Here is a 20195-nt window from a genome sequence, read left to right on the forward strand (position 1 = left end):
CACCCAGGCGCGGAAAGGCTCGACCGGCGTGCCGGTGAGGCGCAGATTGGAAAGCACATCGAGATCGGGGATCAGCGCCGGTTCCTGATAAACGGGCAGCAGRCCGGCGCGGCGCGCGGCGGCCGGCGAGCGSACGTCGCGGGCTTTGCCGCGGATCAGGATGCGGCCGGCATCCGCCGGGATGGCGCCGGTCAGGATCTTCACCAGCGTCGACTTGCCGGCACCGTTGGCGCCCATCAGGGCATGGACCTCGCCCGGCAGCACCGACAACGAGGCGTTGCGCAGCGCTGCCACCGCGCCGTAATTCTTCGCCACGCCGGTGGCGTCCAGCAATGGAGTCTTCGATGGTTCGTTCGTCGTCAAAACGGGCGTTCCGGGCTCAAGCATCGAGGACGGCAGGTTGATACCTGCCGTCCTCGCGATTTTACTTGCCGCAGGTTCTTGTCGCAAAACCGTGGGACACTTTTGCGGAACCTGYGGCGTTCGACTCGATTGGGCGATTATTCACCCGGGCCCTTGCAGGCGACGATCTGGTCCTTGGTGTAGGTGGTCCAGTCCGGGATGGAGATCGAGACCGGCCATTCGGGGCTGAGCGACGGGTCGGCCGCTGACTTCAGCTTGGCCTTGCCTTCTTCGGTGGCGTTTTGCCACAGCTGGGGCTGGACCAGAACGGTATGCTCAGCCGGCTTCTTGCCGTCGAGGATCTGCAGCGCCAGCGTGATGCCGGCGCCGCCGATCGAGCCGGGATTGGTGACGGCTGCGCCGACCAGACCCTTGACCGAGTTCAGCTGGCCGACGAAGCCGGCATTGTCGGCGCCGACCACAGGCACCATCGGCGCCTGTTGCTCGACAAGAGCATCGACGATGACGTTGTCGATGCCGGAGGTCCAGATACCGTTGATCGGCGCTCCCGTGGCGAGGAAGGAGAGTATCTGCTGCTTGCCCTGATCCTGCTGCCAGCCGGTGAAGACCTCCTGCGCGACCTTCACATCGGGGAACTCACCCAGCGCCTTCTTGAAGCCCTTGTCGCGGTCGCTGTCGGCCGAGGCGCCGGCGGCGCCGCGCATGTAGAGCACCTCGCCCTTGCCGCCCATTTGCTGGAACAGCCACTTGGCGCCAAGATAGGCATATTCTTCCTGATTGTTGGAGATGATGTAGGCGGACGGCTCCGTCACTRCCTGATCGACGGCGACGACGACGATGCCGGCCTTGGTCGCTTCTTCCAGGCCCGCCTTGATGCCGGCCGGATCGGCCGGGTTGACGACGATGGCGTCGACCTTGGCGCTGATCAGGTTGCGGATATCCTCGAGCTGGCCGGCGGCGTCGGTGTTGCGGTGCGCGATGTTGAGCTTCGCCACCTCGCCGGAAGCGAGCGCCTGCGCCTTCATGGCGCAGATCATCTCCTCGCGCCAGCCATTGCCCTGCACGCTGTTGGAAATGCCGATCGTGTATTTGCCCGCGGCGGACGAAACGCCCACCGAGGCTAGCAGGGCGGCACCGGCAAGTAGCGGGGCCATGTTCAGGTATTTCTTCATTTCAATACTCCTCCACATTGACTGTCAGTTGCAGTTCAGTCGCAGTTCCGGGGTTCGATRCCACCGGAACCAAGCAGTTTGCCCGGTCACTTGACGAAGGGGCGCAGCACGTCGCGGGCAAGCAGGAATCCGCGCTTCACCTTTTCGTCGCTCCCTTCGAAGCGCCTGTCCTCATGCTCGATGATGACCGGCCCGTCATATCCGGCCCGATACAGGCCCGAAAAAATCGTGCTCCAGTTGATGTCGCCCAGCCCCGGCATGCGCGGCACCTGCCAGCCTATGCCGGCAGAGAGAATTCCGCGCTCGTACAAACCATCATGATCAATCATCAGGTCCTTGGCATGGACATGCAGCATGTGCTGCCCGAACTCGCGGATGAAGCGTTCCTTGTCGATCATCTGCCAGACGAGATGCGAGGGATCGAAATTCATGCCGACGTCGCCGCCCCAGGCTTCGAGGATGCGGCGCCAGATATAGGGCGAGTAGGCGATGTTGTGCCCGCSCGGCCATTCGTCGTAGCTGAAGATCATCGGGCAGTTTTCGAAGGCGAGCTTCACGCCGTGGTCGCGCGCATGGGCGATGATCGTGGGCCAGACCTTCAGCGCATCTTCCCAGTTGGCATCGATGGTCTTCGAGGCATCGCCGCCGCAGAAGGTGTTGACGAGCGACACACCCATCCGGCTTGCCAGCACGATCWCCTTCTTGAGGTGGTCGATCACCGCCTCGCGGTGCGCCTGATCCGGGTGCAGGGGATTGGGATAGAAGCCGAGGCCGGAAATGGTCAGGCCCTTGCCGGCAAGCGCGGCGGCGATGTCCTTGGCTTGCGYGGCGGAGGTGCCTGCGGCGTCGATATGGCTGGTGCCGGCATAGCGCCGGCTGGCGCCCGAAGCCTTCGGCCAGCAGGYGATCTCCAGCGCCTCGAAGCCGGCAGAGCGCGCCCAGTCGGCAACCTCGCCGAGCGGCGTATCCGGAAACGGCGCGGTGAGCAGTCCAAGCCTCATGATCCCCTCCCTGTTCCTAACTATGCAGATCGCGCCGGCTGCATCAACCGCGCATCTGTTGGCCCAGCACAGACTTGTCTGACAAACCCCATCGGATCGCCCGAAAGCAGACCGTCGAGGCCAGCGATGACATGCGCCCGCAATGTGGCACTGGCGGCTAAAGGCGGATCGAAGACCGCGTCGATGGCAAGAATCGCATCGGCGAGTGCCTTGCTGTCCGCGCCGATGCGATTGGCGATTGCCGCGATCTTGWCGGCAAAGGGATCGGACACCTGCCAGGCGCGGCCGAAACGCGATGAGGCCTTGATCAGGTAGGCCATCCAGCCGGCGACGGGCACCGTCAGGAGCGCGATGTTCTCGCCACGGGCCAGGCGGTCGCGGATCGGGTTGAGCAGGCGCTGCACGATCTTCTGCGAGCCGTCGGTAGCAATCTGGTGATTGCGATGGCGGATCGCCGCGTTGGCGAGGCGCGAAAGGCTCTGCTCGACATAGGCTGATGGCGAGATGCCCGGCACCGGCGTCAGCGTCGGCAATGTCTCTTCCGTCAGCATGCGGCGGATGAAATTTGCCAGAAGCGGATCGGCGATTGCCTCGAAAGTGTGCTCGAAGCCGCCGAGCACACCGAGGTAGCAAAGCGTCGTCTGCGCGCCATTGAGCACCCGCATCTTGAGGTGCTCGAAGGCGGTGACGTCGTCGACGAAGGTGGCGCCGACAAGGTCCCAGCCCGGCGCGCGGCCGGCGAAGYGGTCTTCGATCACCCATTGCCGGAAGCGCTCGCCGACGACCACGGCACTGTCGCGGTAGCCGAAGCGCGCTTCAACAGTGTCGAAATCGGCCTGGCTCGTTGCCGGCGCGATGCGGTCGACCATGGCGCAGGGGAAGGCGACATTGGCGGCGATCCAGTCGGCCAACCCGTTGCCACGACGCTCGGCGATCGCCTCCACGACGTTTCGAAGGATGATGCCGTTGGTCGGAATGTTGTCGCAGGAAAGCAGCGTCACCGGCCGGCCATGCGAGGCCATGCGCAGTTCCAGCGCCCTTGCCAGGATGCCCGGCACGCTGCGCGGCACCTCAGGGTTGGCGAGATCGTGGTCGATGTCTGGATTGTCGAGGTCGAGCGCRCCGCTCGACGGGATGTGGCAATAGCCTTTCTCCGTCACCGTCATGGTGACCATCTCGATGTCGGGCGAGGTGAGCACTTCGAGCGCCGGGGCGGCRCTGTCCTGGCTGTCGACGACGCGCACGATGCTGCCGATGACGCGCGCTTCGACCTCGTCATCCTGACGGATCAGCCGGGTGTAAAGCCCGCCCTGGCTGCCGAGCGTCCGGCCAAGCTCAGGTGGGCGGATGTTGATGCCGACCAGCCCCCAGCGGTCGAAATGGCTCGCCAGAAGGTCATCGGTGTATTCGGCCTGGTGGCAACGATGGAACGCGCCGACGCCGATATGCGCGATCCCCGGTCGCAGCGCGGCGCGGTCGTAAGCCGGTTTGCGGACCGTGGGCGGCAGGCGGCCGAGCAAAGCGGGGCCGAGACTTTCGGAAGCGCTCACCGGTTCGCTCCGATCACCCATTGTTCCTGGTCGATCAGCGCGCCGGTCATCGGCCCGGCGGCGTCGGAGAGCAGGAAGGTAGCGAGATTTGCGATGTCGCTCACCGAGAACAGCCGGCCGAAGGGCTGCGCTGCATTGGCGGCGTCGAGCCAGCCTGGGCCCTGGCCGAGCGTCTCGGCCTGCATGACCCGTTCCGCTGGCGTGTCGGTCCAGCCGACATTGATGCCGTTGACGCGGATGCGGTCGAAGCGATGCGCGTTGGCGGCGTTCCTGGTGAGCGTCGCCAAGGCGCCCTTGGTGGCGGAATAGACGGCAAGCTCCGGCGCGCCGCAATGCGCGTTGATCGACAGGATGTTCACGATGGCGCCGCCCTGGCTGCGCCTTTTCATGTCGGCGATGGCCGCCTGCATGAGGAAGAAGGGCGCGCGCGCATTGACGGCAAACAGCGATGCCCAGTCGTCCAGGTCGGCATCGACGAAGGAGGCGCGGTCGGTAAGGCCGGCGGCGTTGACGAGGCCGTCGATGCGGCCGAAGCGGTCGATGCAGGCTCGGGCGAGGATTGCCGGAGCCCCGGGATCGCCAAGGTCGGCGGCGGCAAAGGCGGTTGGTGTGCCGTCAGCGGTCAGTTCCGCGGCGACGGCGTCGCCGCGCTTCTCGTCGCGTCCGGTGATCAGGAGGCCTTCGGCTCCCGAATGCGCTGCGACCTCCGCGATCGCGCGGCCGATGCCTTGCGTCGCGCCGGTGACCAGCACCACCTTGCCGTCGAGACGAACCTCCATTCCTCCTCCTGGAACAAGGTTTCTATTTTTTCAAATATGGAACGACAATTCCCGGTAGTCAATCGCGTCCGTCAGCCTGTCCGGCGGGCGACCACGCCGTGGACCAAAGCCATGCCGACCGCGAGCGAGGCGGCAAGCGAGCGGAAGCCGGCGAAGTCGGACTCGACCACCTCCAGCCAGGTGTCGGAGAGTTCCACCAGCGGYGAGAAGGTGCTGTCGGTGACGGTGACGATGCGTGCCTTGCGCTCATGCGCGACGGCGACGAGATCGGGTGTGATCGAATTGTAGGGGCTGAAGGAGACGGCCAGCACCGCATCGCGCGGCGTTATGCAGCCGACCTGGTCGAGCGCCGTCGAGCCGACATTGTCGACCAGCACATTGCGCACGCCCTGCTGCGACAGCGTCAGCGAGAGATAGGTGGTGACGGGAAAGGCGCGCTTGCTGCCGATGACATAGATGAGCTCGGCCGCCGCCAGATGATCGATCATCTTCTCGAAGCTGTCGATGTCGAAGCGGTTGCCGATGCGGCTGAGCGAGGCCTGCGAGGCGCCGACCATGCCGTTCAGGAAATGCAGGTCGGCGTTGGGCTCGGCCGCCTTTTCCTGGCTACCTTGTCCGCGGCCCTCCGGCCAAGAGCCTTTCATGTGCTCCTTGAACAGGGCCTGGAAATCGGAAAAGCCGGCATAGCCGAAGATCTGCGCGAAGCGCACCAGGGTCGAGGGCTGCACGCCGGCCTGGTCGGCCACCTGGGCGATGGTGCCCAGCGCCACGTCGCTCGGATGCTGCCACAGGAAGATGGCGACCTGGCGCAGCCGCTTCGGAAAATGCACGGTGCCGGAAGAGAGCACGGCGCGCAGTTCCTCATAGGTCTGCGGCTTGGTGTAGCCAAGCGCTGCCAGCGAGCGGCCCTGTTTGCGGGGAGCGCTCTCGCCGGGTGAAGTTCGCGCGCCGCTCATGAGGTGGGCCGGGTTTGAGGCGCGGATGGGGCGATCCGCACTTGCTGTGGAGATTGCCAATTGTCGAAATCGGCGCCGCCCCTCATCCGCCTGCCGGCACCTTCTCCCCGTATAGTGACGGGGAGAAGGGGGCTGGCCGGAGCCTCGGCGCCCTTCTTGCGACACTGCTGATTGGCGAAACCGGCGACGAGAGCGACCCTCTCCCCGTCACTATACGGGGAGAGGATGCCGGCAGGCAGGTGAGGGGCGGCGCCAACGTCAGGAAACGAGCGCGAACCCAAAACCCGAAGCAATTGTCCTGCTTCCATTACACAGCTCCTCCACTGTTCTCGCACAAGGCTATTGCGGCACGATCGTTTTACAAAACAAAATTTGGAAAAGCTGTTCGAAATCGGCTGGGAGCTCCCTATAGTCCTGCGCTGCCAATGACAGCCACCCGGGAGGAATCGAACCATGGTCTATGCAACTGCTGACGCAACCGCGCGCAAACGCTTGTCGGTCGGCATGGTCGGAGGCGGCCGCAACGCCTTCATCGGCGCCGTGCATCGCCTTGCGATGCGGCTCGACGACCAGATTGCGCTTGTGGCAGGCGCGCTCTCCTCGGACCCTGAAAATGCCGCGGCCTCGGCCGCGGAGATCGGCATCGCGCCGGAGCGCTCCTACGCCGACTATCGTGCCATGGCCAAAGCCGAAGCGGCGCGGCCCGACGGCATCGAGGCGGTCGTCATCGTCACGCCCAACCATCTTCATGCGCCGATCGCGACCGCCTTCCTCGAGGCGGGCATCGACGTCATCTGCGACAAGCCGCTGGCAACGACGCTTGCCGAGGCCGAAGCGCTGGTCGCGCTGACAAGAGCGAAGCAGCGCCGCTTCGTCGTCACGCTCAACAATACCGGCTACGCCATGGTGCGGCAGGCGCGCGAGATGGTGGCGGCGGGCGTGATCGGCCGGATCGTGTGCGTGCACGGCGCCTATATCCAGGACTGGCTGACGCAGCCGATCGACGCGCAAGGCCAGAAGCAGGCCGAATGGCGCACCGATCCGGCGCGGGCCGGGCAGTCGGCGGTGCTTGCCGACATCGGCGTGCACGCCTTCAACCTGGCGAGCTTCATTTCCGGCTTCGAGGCCGAGGCGGTCTCGGCGGACCTCTTCACCGCGGTGCCGGGACGGCGGCTCGACGACAATGCGCATGTGCTGGTGCGCTGGACGGGCGGCGCGCGCGGCACGATCCTCGCCAGCCAGACCTCGCCCGGCCACTACAACGATCTTTCGGTGCGGATCTATGGCGAGAAAGCAGGCCTCGAATGGTCGGGCACGCGGCCGGAGGAATTGCGCTTCTCGCCCTATGGCGAGGAGACGCGCACGCTGGTGCGCGGCGGCCACGGATCGACGGCGGAAGCCCGGCGCGTCTCGCGCATGCCGGCCGCGCACCCAGAAGGCTATATCGAGGCCTTCGCCAATTTCTACCGCGACGCCGCCGACATCATCCGCGCGCATCGTTCGGGCGGCACGGCCGATGCCGCGCGCGTGGCGCTAGTGCCCGATGTGGTCGACGGCGCGCGCGGCGTCAAGTTCGTCGCGGCGGCGGTGGAGTCGAACGCCGCCGGCGGTGCGTGGACGCCGGCGCGGTTCGGGTGAGGTCATGCAAGCCTTGGGGCGGCAGAATTCGAATAAGAGTTAGCCGGCCACGGACAATCCACGACGAGATCGAACAAATCTTCTCAGCCCATCCGAATCCAAGACATGCCCGAAAGCGTAGCCTTGCAAAATGTCGCAGCCAAGCGCTTTAAGCACACGTGCGTGCTCCATCGTCTCGACGCCCTCCGCTACGATCTCGATGCCGAGGGATTTGCCGATTTCGATGAWCGACGAGACGATCTGTCTTCGCTGGGGCGAATCCAAGATTGGATTAACCAGCTGGCGATCTATCTTCAGTCGGCGAGGCTGCAATTTGAGCAGACTGACGATTGAAGCATAGCCGGTGCCAAAATCGTCGATTTCGATGTCGATGCCGAGTTGCTTGATCTGCTCAACATTCCATGTGACCAGGTCGTCGTTGTCGTCCAGGAAGATCGACTCGACGAGTTCAAAAGAGAACGTTCCCTTCCTGATGTCCAAAGTTCGCAAACTCTTTATGAGTTCCTCGTCTTGAAGGCGCCGCGCTGAAACGTTGACGGAAACGCGTGGAATRCCAATCTTCTCTGCAGACCACGCCTCGAAATCCAAAAGCGATTGCTGGAGGACTTTCTGGTCTATTATCGAGACGACGTTCACCTCTTCGGCGGTCTTCAGGAAGGCGTCGGGTGTCAGAATGCCTTTCTCTGGGTGTCTCCATCGCGCCAGCGCCTCAACTCCCACAATTTCCCGGGTCCTGGCATTAAATTGAGGCTGGTAACATACGATAAACTGGTTTTGCTCCAGGCCGGTTAGAATTTCGTCGGCAATTCTCTTCGAGTTGACGATTTCGCTTTGCAACTCGCCGCTGAAGAATTCACGCCGGTTGCGGCCGCGGCTCTTTGCCCGGTAGAGGGCGATATCGGCGTTTACGAGCAACTGTCTGGCATCGGCATCCCTGCCATCATCGACTGCAATTCCGACGCTGACGCCAAAGCGGCACTCGTGACCGTGGTAATAGACGGGCCTGCGCATCTGTTCGATAATGCGGTCAGCGAGCACCGCCGCTTGGCCAGCATCGTCGCTTACCGTGCAGAGCACGACGAATTCGTCTCCCCCGACCCGTGCGACAAAACCTTGATCGCCGACATTGGATCGGAGAACGGATGCCGCATRCACCAGCATAGCATCGCCTGCCGCGTGGCCGAGCGTATCGTTGATGTGCTTGAAGCGGTCCAAGTCGATATGAAGCAATGCGGCACAGCCGCTGTTCATCCTGGCCTTTGCCGCGTAATCGTCCAGTACCTGGTCCAGGTAACGCCTATTGGGCAAATCAGTCAGCGGGTCGTGAAATGCGACATGCTCTATGCGCGCTTTGGCAGACTCGAGTTCCGCATTTTTCGACTCAGCCAGTTGCCGCGCGCGAACCAGATCCGCGTTCAGCAAAACGTCCGCTGTGACGTCCCATTCTGCGCCAACCATACGAGGTGAATTGTTTGCGGCCTGATAGAAGATCGCCTTGGATCGGACATGACGTATCTCTCCATTCGGTCGAACAATTCGGTACTCCGACGAATATGGTCCACCAACAGCGGCCGCTTTGTCGAAATCCGCGAGCGCGCCTGGCAAATCGGCTGGATGGATTGCTCCCGCCCAATCCCAATAACCGCGTGGCTTGCCATCGGCCTGCTTGCCGTAAATCTCGTTGACCCGATCGTCCCACGTAAGGTCGTTGGTTTCGAGGTCGTGCTCCCAGACCCCAATTGCCGATGCTTCCAGCGCAAGCTCCAGGCGACGCGACAGTCGCTCCAGTTCCCAGTAGTTTCGTTGCCTTTCATCAACGAGGCGGCCGGCCATCAGGAAAGGGACCAAGATCAGCGCAGCCGCCGATGTCATGACAGCTCGCAACAGCCAGGCATTGGCAGGAGTGCTCGGCCAACCGCCTTTGGGGATCGCCGCGATCTGCCAGGAACCTGACGGGACAAGAACGTCGACCGTCACCGGATTGCTTTTAACGACCCGTTCGTCACCGAAGAACTGGCTCCCCTTTGCACCGAGGGCGTCATTGCCGATCAGCGCGACGTCTATCCCGAGATTTTTGTCGAGAAGTCCGCTCGCTCGGTAGAGGCGCTCTACGTCGACGACTGCGGAAACAATTCCCCAGAACCGGTCGGTGTTGCCCGCGCTCTTTACGAATACCGGAAATCGGCCGATGAAGGCCTGTCCGCCCTGCTGCAGATCGACCGGGCCGGCCAGAATGAGCTTGCGCTCATCACGCGCACGCAAGGCAGCGTCACGCTGCTGGTCGTTCTTGCGGTAGTCGAGGCCGATCGCCTTCTCGTTGCCGGCTATCGGATACATCAAGGAAATCACGAGGTCAGGTGCGCCGGCAATGTTGCGAAGTTGGGACTCTTCGTTGAACAGGCGGCTGGCAAGCTCTGCGAACCGTTGCTCTCCCATATAARGCTCGGTCGTGACCGCTGCTACCAGCCCTCGCGCCAATTGCAGGTTGCCGTTTATGTTCCCTTCAAGCTTGGCGCGAATGACGTTGACCTTGGCCAGGACGTCCGCGCGAGCAGCCTGGTCCGAGACGATCTTGTTCTGATGATCCGCGAATACTGCGCAAACCGCAATGACCGCGACCGCGATCGCCGCAGGAATTTTTGCGGGTGAAAAAACGGCCCCCTTTATGCGGCCGAACCTGTTGGCGAAGAGAGCCAATAGGGCGACTTCCCAGTGCTTTTCAGGTTCTCCAACCGAGCCTGATCAGGGGATATTAGTTCGCAATAACTTAATTTTAGCCTTCATAGTCGCTAAAATTTGCGCCTCCGGACACTGTTCCGTGGAGGATCGCACCAGAATTCGCCACACGGCGAAACTAAAACGCGTCCCGCTGAACGTATTCAGGCGGCCCGCTAGTCTTTGTTTTGATGCATGTCGTTTCCCCAAAACCGCTGCGCGCCTTTGGGCGACATGCATTAGTGGCTATCAACCTTCTTCGGGATGATCCGGTACGTCCCAACACCACGCTTGGTCGCGCCAATTGAATAAGCCAGCGGGATCTTGGGGGCGTTTTCGGGCAGGCCATACATGTCCTTGCCGACCCTGACCGAGAATGAAAAGTGCTTCCAGGAAACCGTGTCGTGCTCGTTGAGAAAATCGAGCGTCAGCCCCGCTCCGATCAGGGCATTCACCACRTCGCTGATCGGATGAATCCATTCATAGTAACGCGGATGCTTCAAGGTGCGCTCATCGCCAGTATAGGTCAGATCCTCATTCCAAACCAGCGGTCGCRCTATCGGCGTCCGCCAATCGTCCTTCAACTCGAGCGCCGCAGCCTTGCGATTGCACTGGRACATCAGGGGATGGCCCTCGGCCATATAGAGCCGGCCGCCGGGCCRCAGAAGATCGGCGACCACCCGCGCCCAGCGGAAGACATCGTCAAGCCAGTTGACCGACCCCCAGGTGACGTAGACGATGTCAAAGGTCCGGTCCAGCGCTTCGACAGCCTCGTAAAGAGGCGCTTCCACGAAGCGAACGTCGCTACCTGCCTTGGACGCGAAATCCCGCGCTGCGGCGATCGCCCTTGGTGAAAAGTCCAGGCCGGTCACGCTGCCCGCGCCGAGGTTCCTGAGGCTGATCGTGTCGAGCCCGATGTGGCATTGCAGATGGACGATATCCTTCCCGAATATGTCTCCGATCTCGCGCGTTTCCAGCTCATAGAGATTGGATCCGCCGGCCAGCACATTCTCGATGCGATAGCTRCCGGTTCTATCGGTCGCGTGCAGTTCCGCCCGATCGTCCCAATTCAGGAGATTCGCGTCTATGAACGGTTCCAAACCGCCCCCCGATCTCAGCCGCGGCAAGGTAAACAGCTGGTTAATGCAGATTGCAGCCAGCTGGCGTGCGCGTCAATCCCAAGGCCCTGCAGCAAAACGAACAGGATCAGCGGCGCTTGTCGCTGATCAAGGGTGAAAGCCCGTCGAGCACCAGGCTCCGGAACATCGCGTCGACCTGCGACGGAGGCAGCCCAGGCTTTCGTTCGAACCACCAGTTCAGCGTGGTAAGGAAAGCACTGACGATGAATTGCACGGCGAAGTCGCGTGGTATGGCGTCGCCGTGGAGGGCAGGGGGCAGTTCCTGCCGCACCATCTCCGACAGGATCAGGCGAATTTCGTTCTCGGTCACCGCGCCGCCTCGCCCGCCGATCATCGTCCGGTAGTGGTCGGCGTAGCGGGCCGCATGCTCGAACATGGCCGTGCTGAAACCGAGCGGATCGTCGTGTGATGCTCCCGCTGTCGCGGGCGCCGCGGATTGCGCCTCTCTTAGCTCTTCCCGAAGCAGCTGGAAGCCGCTTYGCAGCAGATCCTCCTTGCCGGTGTAATGAGCATAGAATGTCGAGCGGCCGACATCGGCTTCATCGATGATGTCCTGCACAGAGAGGGCCTCGTAGCCCTTTCGCAGCATGAGCGTCAGAAGCGCCTGGTGAAGCGCTTTGCGCGTACGGGCGGCTCGTCGATCGATCCCGCGCGGCATGGGTCAGTTCTCCTTTGCCCCTCCACGCTGCTGGAGAGCACCGGTACCTTTTCCAGGACGACAGGCGCGGATTGTCCGCTAACGGACATTCCAGCTGCATCGTCTGTCGAAATCCCGGACAGAGTGTCCATTATCATACTGACTGTTTCGAAGCCTTACCAGCCGGCGTTTGCTGGMCTGCGCCGTTGAGGATCCGGCGCTTTCGAAGAAAGGATGTGACGAACATGCACCATATGCGAAGCGCGCACCGCCGGGGCTGCGATCGGCCCCGACGCGAACAAGGGCATCGGCTTCCCGCGCCTCTATGACCTCCTGGTCCTCATGCTGACCCGCGGGCGGGACCGGGCCTATCGCGAGGATCTGCTCAATCTGGCCGGTCTGGCACCGGGCTTTCAGCTGCTGGACGTCGGGTGTGGCACCGGCACGCAGGCGATTGYAGCCTGGCGCCGCGTGCAGCCTGGCGGGTCGGTGGTTGGCGTCRACGTCTCCGAAAAGATGCTTGCCGCCGCTCGCCACAAAGCCGGCCGCGCGGGCCTCGACATCACGTTTCACCATGCCGACGCGGYCGAACTGCCGTTCGAGGACGGGCGCTTCGACGTCGTCACTTTCACCACTGTGCTGCATATGGTGCCGGAGGCGCGGCGCAGCCTTTGCCTGCGCGAGGCAGCGCGCGTCCTGCCGCCGGGCGGACGGCTGCTGCTGATCGACTATGCTGGCCCTGTGGGCGAGCGCAGACACATGTCGGCAAAGCACGGCTTGCACGGCCAGTTCGACCTGCACGCCCTTAGTAAACCACTGGCGGCAGCGGGCTTCGAGCGCATCGAAGGCGGCCCGCTCAACTGGCTCGGCCTGCATTTCCTGGCGCAGGCACCCGACCTGTCCGGATCAACGTGGAACAAGGCTCGCTCCCGAGTGCTTGGGCGGCACATCATTCTCGTCGGGGTTGGGGACGGGCTCCTCGTCCGGCAACCTTTCCGGATCCGGCTCGCGCATCGGCTTCGGGTCGGGAAACGGCGGCGGCGTGGGGACTGGATTGGGCGTCGGATCGGGGTTGGGGAGAATGGCCATCAACTGATCTTCCTTCCGCTCGGTGTGCCGGCAAGGCGTCGGCGTGAACGGAGCGTTCCGACAACCGAGCATCCTGCCTGGCCAACCATGGTGGAGCGACAGCCGCACCCGTAGCGCTCCCGCGAGCGCCTGATTGGCGGCTGAGGCTGTCAGAACGACCACACGTAGGGATGGTTCCACGTCACATGCCGCTGCGTTTCGGCGGCGCCGGGCATGAATGACGATCAAATGATTTCCCGTTACCCATTTCGCTCTTGCCGGCGTCATGCAGCGCCTTAGTTCCGTTGCGGGGCGGGTGGTCAACTGCCGACATAGGAGGCGGCCTTGAAGTACCAAACCGTTGATCAACTCAATGCCGTTGCCGACGTAAATGCTGAAGCAGCGGTTCTCATCTCCAGTCGAGGCCAGCGCCTCGAACGCTGGGCGCAACTTCTCGAGCAAAATCCCAGCCGGCGCCTCTCGGCGCTTGCGGGCACCGAATACGCCACTCCAGAAGTGCGCGAAAGAATGCGTTCCGCCGGATCGCCAATCACTGTCGCTTTCGAAGACCCGATCTTTCGTGCGCAAGGTTTGCAGGACGACACTTACGGCGAAGCAAAGCGCTTCTTCGAGCTCAGCGACTGGCAGCTGCATGAGGTCGTCTGCCATTGCCATGTCGGCGCCAATCTGCCGGCCCGCTGGGCGGCGTCCCGCGTCCGTGCGGCGATCTCTCCCGGCTCAGGCATCCTTGCCTGGCTGAAAGCGGTGTTCATGCATTGAGCCGATTGCCGCGGTTCACGCAACTGCGGCAGGCTCAATGGAAGATCTTGCCCGGGGCGAGGGAGTTATCCGCTCCCCCCGCCCCGCGGCCGCGCGAGGCTTGGCAGCCGCGCGCCACCAGAGGCCGTTCAGCGTTTGGCAGACTCCAACGCGTTGTTTTTCGTACGAATATAGCTAGAGCGAGATGCAGTTAATCGACGTCGGCATCCCGCTCTATCTGTTTGTCCTAGCCGTACTTATCCGACGCCAAGTGGTTCCACTTACCGGCAAGATGCCCTAAAGGCGCGTCGCCTGTCGTTCCCCAAACCGCTGCACACCTTTGGGCGACATGCATTAGCGGTCGATCTCGCCAAAGACGATGTCCAGCGAGCCTATGATGGCCGCGACGTCGGCGATCATGTGCCCGCGCGACAGATAGTCCATCGCCTGGAGATGGGCGAAAGAGGGTGCGCGTATCTTGCAGCGGTACGGAACATTGCTGCCGTCCGAGACGAGGTAGACGCCGAATTCCCCTTTGGGAGCTTCCACCGCGGCGTAGACCTCACCAGGCGGTACGCGGTGCCCTTCGGTATAGAGCTTGAAATGCTGGATTGTCGCCTCCATGGAGCGCTTCATGGTGGCGCGCGGCGGCGGTGTGATCTTCTGGTTGGCCACGGCGAATGGTCCTGCGCCATCGGGCGAGCGCAGCTTGTCCAGGCACTGCCTCATGATCCGCACCGATTGCCGCATCTCCTCCATGCGCACGAGATAGCGGTCGTAACAATCGCCGTGCTTGCCGACAGGAATGTCGAAATCCATCTCGGGGTAACACYCATAAGGCTGCGCCTTGCGCAGGTCCCATGCCGCGCCCGAGCCGCGCACCATGGGGCCGGAGAAACCCCATGCCCAGGCATCGTCAAGAGAGATCACGCCGACATCGACGTTACGCTGCTTGAAGATGCGGCTGTCGGTCAGCAGGTCCTCCAGGTTGTCGCAGACCTTCAGGAACGGATCGCAAAAGTTCCAGATGTCGTCGAGCAACTGCTCGGGCAGATCCTGATGCACGCCGCCGACGCGGAAATAGTTGGCGTGCATGCGGGCGCCGGACGCGCGCTCATAGAAGACCATCRGCTTCTCGCGCTCGGCAAAGCCCCAGAGCGGCGGCGTCAGCGCGCCGATATCCATGGCCTGCGTGGTGACGTTGAGCAGATGCGACAACAGACGGCCGATCTCGCAAAACAGGACGCGGATGAGCTGCCCGCGCCGCGGAACCGAGATTTCGAGCAGCCTCTCGGCGGCGAGGCAGAAGGCATGCTCCTGGTTCATCGGCGCCACATAGTCGAGCCGGTCGAAATAGGGCAGGGCCTGAAGATAGTTCTTGTATTCGATCAGCTTCTCGGTGCCGCGATGGAGCAGGCCGATATGCGGATCGGCGCGGTCGACGATCTCGCCGTCCAGCTCCAGCACCAGCCTGAGCACGCCGTGCGCCGACGGGTGTTGCGGTCCGAAGTTGAGCGTGAAATTACGGACTGCGGTTTCGGCCATGGCCGGCGCTCCGCGGAATCTGGTTTCGTGTTGGCCGGTGCCGGTCCGGTCAGCCGCGCTCGGCAGCGCCGATCATGTCGTCGTCTGGATGATCAGCGTCAGCGTGCCGTTGCCGTCGATGTTGGCGGCGACGACTTGCGAGGAATTCAGTCCATTCGCGCGCAGGACCGATACCGCCTCCGGCGAGGCATCGATCGAGTTCTGCAGCTTGGCCAGGTCCTTGGCGGTCGTCCTGGTGACCACGGCTTCCGCCTGCGCCTTCWCTTCAGCGGGAAGATCCTCGATCGCCACCAGCACGATATTGGTGAATTTCTGACCAGAATTCTGCTGATCGGGTTGTGYCTGGTCAGGTTGGGCTTGCCCGGACGGCGGCAGGGGTTGCGCAGACGGTGGTTGCGGCTGCCCAGCCGGYGGCAAGGCCTGCGGCGGCTGCGGAGCGGCGCGCTGGGCGCAGACAGGCTGCGCCAGGGTCAGGGCTGAAAGCGTGAGGACCATCGTCAATGTCCGCATCGTCTTTCCTTCCTTGTCTCGAAGTCTGACGACACAACCCATCTGCCCGTCGATGGTTCCCGCCGAGCAATGGCAAGTCGGCGGCAGAGACGGCATAGAGCGGTTCACCGGTTCACGGAAACGCAGAACGGGTCTATTCCTTTGTTTTGACGGCAATTCCGGACGGAAATGGCTTTACGCTTTCCCTGGAATTACCCTGGCCGTTCGCAGCCGCCATCCACCGTCAATAGGCCTCAGACGGCCAGCACCGACAGCGCTGCGGCCTGCAGGCTTTCGAAGGCCGCAAAGCGCCTGTCGTGCCAGGCGGCAAGCGAGCGGTTGGGCGAATAGACCTCGCCCATCTCCGACATGGCCGACATGGCCGCGGGAAGATCGGGATGGCGGCCGGCGGCGACGGCGCCGAGCATCGCCGAGCCGAGCAGCACCGGTTCCGGAGATGTCGGCGCGTAGACCAGCTTGCCGGTCGTGTCGGCGATCAGCTGACGCACCAGCGGACTTTGACCCGCGCCGCCGCTGATGGCGATGGTGTCGATCCTGATGCCGCAGGCGCGCATGGCCTCCAGGATCTGCCGGGCGCCATAGCCAAGGCCGCAGACGCCGGCGAGATAGAGCGCGACGAGGCTGTCAGGGCCGGTCGCCATGTCGAGCCCGGCAATCAGCCCGCGCGCGTCGGGATTGGCGAGCGGAGCACGATTGCCGAGGAATTCGGGAACGACGTGCAGGCCGCCGACCAGCCTGTCCGCGCTTGGGGCGCCGCCGCGCCGTTCAGCCTCCTGCGCCAGCCACTGGCTGAGGCTCTGGCCGTTTCGCGCCGCGATGCCGGCAAGCTCGACGGCCGCCGGGTGCATGCCGACCAGGCGATCGATGGCGGCACCGGCAGCCGACTGGCCGCCTTCGTTCAGCCAGAGGCCCGGCACCATGGCGGAGAAATAGGGGCCCCACACGCCAGGCACGAAGGCCGCCTCCGCGGTCGTCGTCATGGTGCAGGCGGAGGTGCCGAAGACATAGGCCATGCGCGTCGTCACGTCGCCGGCGCCACCGCGCGCTCCGACCGAGCCGATGCCGCCGGCATGGGCATCGATCATGCCGGCGGCGACCGGCGTTCCGGGCAGGAGGCCAAGCTCGGCCGCCGCCTCGTTCGTCAGGCCGTGGGAGAGAGCGCTCCCGGGCGCGACGATCTCGGTACCGATCCGTGCGAAATTCTCATCCGCGAGTGTGCCCAGTCCGACCCGACGGAAATAGGCGTCGTCCCAGCTTGCCTCATGCGCGAGATAGGTCCATTTGCAGGTCACGGTGCAGGTCGAGCGTGCGAGGCTGCCGGTCGCCCTCCAGGTGAGAAAATCGGCAAGGTCCATAAACTGCCAGGCGTCAGCGAAAGTCCGCGGCATGKTTTCGGCGAGCCACAGCAATTTCGGCGTTTCCATTTCCGGCGAGATGGTGCCGCCGACATAGCGCAGCACATCCTCGCCGCTGTCGTTGATGCGGCGTGCCTGYTCGGTGGCGCGATGGTCCATCCAGACGATGATGTTGYGCTCGGGATCGCCCGACGGGCTGACCGTCAGCGGCGCGCCGCCTGCTCCCAGAACAACCAGCGAGCAGGTCGCGTCGAAGCCGATGCCCCRCACCGATCCGGCCGAAATGCCGGCGAGCGAGACGGCTTCGCGGACGGTGGCCGCAACGGCGCGCCAGATGTCGTTGCTCGACTGCTCGACGATATGGCCCTCGGCGTGCCAGATGGCGATGTCCGCCTTGGCGGAAGCAAGCAGCGCGCCCTGTTCGTCGAAGACGCCGGCGCGAGCGCTCCCCGTTCCGATATCGATGCCGATGAAATGGCTGCTCATGACGTCAGATGCTCCGCCCGATCGATCCGATTCTATAGGTCATTGCTTTGCGGCAGGGTGACAAGGTCGCGAATGGTGATGTTGCGCGCCTCGTCAGCATGAACATGACGGCTTCGGCCACCTCGACCGGCTGCTTGCCCTCGGCCATCGTCTTCCGTTGTCTTTGGTGTCAGGCTGGCTAAGCCGCTTTCGCCAGGTTGATGTTGTGCAATGTCAGCCGCCGGAAATGCGAGGGCGTCATGCCCTTTTCGGCGAGGAACTGCCTGTTGAAGTTGGAAAGGGTGTTGTAGCCGACCTCGAAGCAGATGCTGGTGATCGAGGCCTGCTCGTCGCTCATCAGCATCTGGCAGGCCAGGTTGATGCGCAGCCGCTTCACATACTGCACCAGGGTCATGCCGGTGTGCTGGCGGAAGGAGCGGGAAAAGACGCTGGGCGACTGGCCGGCTATGTCGGCCAGATCCGTCTCGCTGAAGGGCTGCGTCAGGTTCTCGCGCAGATAGGCAAGCGCCTTGTTGATGCCGGCCGACATATAGCCCGAGGGGTCGGGCAGGTAGCTTGCGCTGGCAAGCATGCGCGCGCCCTCGGCGCGGCTCAGCAGACCCATCATCATCATGAACAGCTCGATGCGGCGCACGCCTTGCGAATTCATGATCTCTTCCATCAGCGGGCCAAGCTGCCGGCTGGTCTGCCGGCTGAACAGCACGCCGCGGCGTGAGGCCTCGAGCACAGGCGTCAGCGCCGCGAGCTCGGGAAAGGTGTTGATGGCGCCCTCGATGAAGCCCTCGTGGAACTGGATGATGCGGCAGCGCAGCGGCACCGTCGCATCCTTCGGCACATCGCTCACCCAGTTGTGCGGCAGGTTGGGRCCGGTCAGCACCAGATTGCCCGGCTCGAACTCGCCGATGAAGTCGCCGACGAAATAGCGGCCGCGCGTGGCGACGATGAGATGCAGCTCGTATTCCGGATGGAAATGCCAGCGCACCGTGCGGAACGGATAGCCGTGCGACCAGGCGGTGAAAGATTCGCCTGGCCTGATCTGCACAACCTCGAGATCAGGTTTCATCGCTGTTCCTCCACTATCGAAGCCTTTTTGCGCGATCACCTCGTCGATGCGCCACCTCCCATCGGCCTCATGCCATCCAAACTACTGAGCCGATAAAACCGGCGCCACCATGTTCCCGTCCCCTCATTGGTACTTTTTTGACCACACTGAGCCTTCATTGAACCGTGCGCTCAAACGACGCCGTGCTCCGCTTCTGATGCGGAAAGCCATCGACGGCGATCGCAAGCAGGATCATCGTCCCGCCGAGATGGCCAGGGTTCTTCGAGAGTACTTTCGAGGGCTTGCTTGTAGCCCAGYAGGACAAGTCAGCTCCGACTTGATGGCGAAGGCAGCGTCAATGGTTCGGGACGCTGCCGCCGCCATACCGGCCGGTCAGGCCGCGTATCTCGCCATTGCGGGCTGCCTTGACCACTGGGCGTACCAGGCGTCGAAGAGCTTGAGCTGCGCCTCGGCATAGCCGCGCTGACTGTCGCTCAGCGCATCAGTCTCGTTGAAGTGCAGTCTGTATTCAGGGTTACCCTTGAGCACCATCATGTGCTTGAAATAAAGCACCAAGTCGGGACCTTCGTCGAAGGAGGACAGCACAGCAAGCGCGGCATCCAGCTCCTGCGCCAGCCGGCGTGCTTCGGCGTCGCCTCGTGCCGCTGCCTGGCTGAGACTCACGAGATGCAGCACTTCCTTCGGCAGGACATTGCCGATGCCGGTGATGGCGCCGGAGGCGCCGCAATTGACGAATCCGTGGAGAACGGCGGTGTCGACGCCGATCATCAGGGCAACCTCGTCATCGCGGCTGGTGATGTTTTCCGCCGCGTAGCGCAAATCGGACAGGCCGCCGAATTCCTTGAAGCCGACCAGGTTCGGATGTTCGGCGCGCAGCGCGAAGAAGAGATCGGCGCGTGTGGCAAAGCCGTAATAAGGGCTGTTGTAGATGACCGCCGGCAGGCCGGGGGCGGCCGCCAGAATTGCCTTGAAGTGGTGGCGTTGCGCCGTGACCGACGGCCCGCGCGACAGTACGCGCGGGATCACCATCAGACCGCGTGCGCCGACCTTTTGGGCATGCGCGGCGTGGGCCACGGCACTCGCGGTATTGACCGCGCCGGTTCCCACGATCACCGGCACCCCAGCCTTGACCAGGCGCTCGACGCCCTCCATGCGCTGCGCGTCGGTCAACAGCGGCCAGTCACCCATCGAGCCGCAATAGACGACCGCCGACATTCCGGCGGCGATCAGCTCGCGTCCTTTGCGCACCAGTGCGTCGAAGTCGGGAAGGCGATCATCTGTGCAAGGCGTCATCAGCGCCGGCATGCAGCCGGAAAAGACATTGGCGGTCATTTTGGTTCTCCCTGGGGCTCGCGATCAGATTGGTCAGTTTGTGCCGGAGAAGCATCGCTTGCCAAGCGGATAGTCGAGGTCGACAGGAGCAAGGTCGGAGGGCGCGGGAGTGCTTGCGGTCGCCTAT

The 20195-nt window shown here is 63.3% G+C and carries 17 protein-coding genes; 3 read left to right on the top strand and 14 right to left on the bottom strand.

Features of this window, described 5'->3' with window-relative positions; translation table 11 throughout:
* The 6 genes from ORS3428_RS26470 to ORS3428_RS26495 all read right to left on the bottom strand — a co-directional run.
* The coding region (locus ORS3428_RS26470) for an ATP-binding cassette domain-containing protein (protein ID WP_131802957.1) at positions 1–387 on the bottom strand (387 nt) is incomplete at its 3' end.
* A gap of 113 nt (positions 388–500) precedes the next feature.
* A complete protein-coding gene (locus ORS3428_RS26475; RefSeq protein WP_071101233.1) occupies positions 501–1535 on the bottom strand; it encodes an ABC transporter substrate-binding protein in 1035 nt (344 codons plus the stop codon).
* A gap of 86 nt (positions 1536–1621) precedes the next feature.
* Positions 1622–2536, bottom strand: a complete 915-nt coding sequence (locus tag ORS3428_RS26480) for a sugar phosphate isomerase/epimerase family protein (protein WP_071101234.1) — start codon at positions 2534–2536, stop codon at positions 1622–1624.
* Positions 2537–2556: 20 nt separating this feature from the next.
* The gene (locus tag ORS3428_RS26485) at positions 2557–4107 is read right to left on the bottom strand and encodes a mannitol dehydrogenase family protein (RefSeq protein WP_071101235.1); all 1551 of its coding nucleotides are present in this window, start codon (positions 4105–4107) and stop codon (positions 2557–2559) included.
* Complete coding sequence (locus ORS3428_RS26490; RefSeq protein ID WP_071101236.1) at positions 4083–4865, bottom strand: SDR family oxidoreductase; 783 nt, start codon at positions 4863–4865, stop codon at positions 4083–4085. Before ORS3428_RS26490 ends, ORS3428_RS26485 begins: the two co-directional genes overlap by 25 nt.
* Before the next feature lie 71 nt (positions 4866–4936).
* The gene (locus tag ORS3428_RS26495; protein WP_071101237.1) at positions 4937–5821 is read right to left on the bottom strand and encodes a MurR/RpiR family transcriptional regulator; all 885 of its coding nucleotides are present in this window, start codon (positions 5819–5821) and stop codon (positions 4937–4939) included.
* A 453-nt stretch (positions 5822–6274) separates the two neighbouring features.
* Here ORS3428_RS26495 and ORS3428_RS26500 point away from each other — a divergent pair, with 453 nt between their 5' ends.
* A complete protein-coding gene (locus ORS3428_RS26500) occupies positions 6275–7459 on the top strand; it encodes a Gfo/Idh/MocA family protein (RefSeq protein ID WP_071101238.1) in 1185 nt (394 codons plus the stop codon).
* Positions 7460–7498: 39 nt separating this feature from the next.
* On the opposite strand, the gene ORS3428_RS26505 is transcribed toward ORS3428_RS26500, so the two are convergent.
* The 3 genes from ORS3428_RS26505 to ORS3428_RS26515 form a co-directional block, all read right to left on the bottom strand.
* Entirely contained in the window at positions 7499–10126 is a 2628-nt protein-coding gene (locus tag ORS3428_RS26505; RefSeq protein WP_443136885.1) for a bifunctional diguanylate cyclase/phosphodiesterase, read from the bottom strand.
* A gap of 287 nt (positions 10127–10413) precedes the next feature.
* A complete protein-coding gene (locus ORS3428_RS26510) occupies positions 10414–11301 on the bottom strand; it encodes a class I SAM-dependent methyltransferase (RefSeq protein ID WP_244508113.1) in 888 nt (295 codons plus the stop codon).
* A 79-nt stretch (positions 11302–11380) separates the two neighbouring features.
* Positions 11381–11971, bottom strand: coding sequence for a TetR/AcrR family transcriptional regulator (locus tag ORS3428_RS26515; protein WP_071101240.1), 591 nt, complete (start codon positions 11969–11971; stop codon positions 11381–11383).
* 312 nt (positions 11972–12283) lie between these two features.
* Between ORS3428_RS26515 and ORS3428_RS26520 the strand changes: the two genes are divergently transcribed.
* The gene (locus tag ORS3428_RS26520; RefSeq protein WP_274534827.1) at positions 12284–13153 is read left to right on the top strand and encodes a class I SAM-dependent methyltransferase; all 870 of its coding nucleotides are present in this window, start codon (positions 12284–12286) and stop codon (positions 13151–13153) included.
* 210 nt (positions 13154–13363) lie between these two features.
* The gene (locus tag ORS3428_RS26525) at positions 13364–13798 is read left to right on the top strand and encodes a hypothetical protein (protein WP_071101242.1); all 435 of its coding nucleotides are present in this window, start codon (positions 13364–13366) and stop codon (positions 13796–13798) included.
* Positions 13799–14131: 333 nt separating this feature from the next.
* Here the strand turns inward: ORS3428_RS26525 and ORS3428_RS26530 are convergent, their stop codons facing one another.
* From ORS3428_RS26530 to ORS3428_RS26550, 5 genes are all read right to left on the bottom strand, one after another.
* The gene (locus ORS3428_RS26530; RefSeq protein ID WP_071101243.1) at positions 14132–15322 is read right to left on the bottom strand and encodes an NADH-quinone oxidoreductase subunit D; all 1191 of its coding nucleotides are present in this window, start codon (positions 15320–15322) and stop codon (positions 14132–14134) included.
* Positions 15323–15394: 72 nt separating this feature from the next.
* The gene (locus ORS3428_RS26535; RefSeq protein ID WP_071101244.1) at positions 15395–15832 is read right to left on the bottom strand and encodes a hypothetical protein; all 438 of its coding nucleotides are present in this window, start codon (positions 15830–15832) and stop codon (positions 15395–15397) included.
* Positions 15833–16065: 233 nt separating this feature from the next.
* Positions 16066–17673, bottom strand: a complete 1608-nt coding sequence (locus ORS3428_RS26540; RefSeq protein WP_071101245.1) for an FGGY-family carbohydrate kinase — start codon at positions 17671–17673, stop codon at positions 16066–16068.
* A gap of 178 nt (positions 17674–17851) precedes the next feature.
* Positions 17852–18736, bottom strand: a complete 885-nt coding sequence (locus ORS3428_RS26545; RefSeq protein ID WP_071101246.1) for a helix-turn-helix domain-containing protein — start codon at positions 18734–18736, stop codon at positions 17852–17854.
* Positions 18737–19108: 372 nt separating this feature from the next.
* Entirely contained in the window at positions 19109–20068 is a 960-nt protein-coding gene (locus tag ORS3428_RS26550) for a dihydrodipicolinate synthase family protein (RefSeq protein WP_071101247.1), read from the bottom strand.
* Positions 20069–20195 lie beyond the last annotated feature (127 nt).

It is taken from the genome of Mesorhizobium sp. ORS 3428, assembly GCF_001854785.1.
GTDB lineage: Bacteria > Pseudomonadota > Alphaproteobacteria > Rhizobiales > Rhizobiaceae > Mesorhizobium.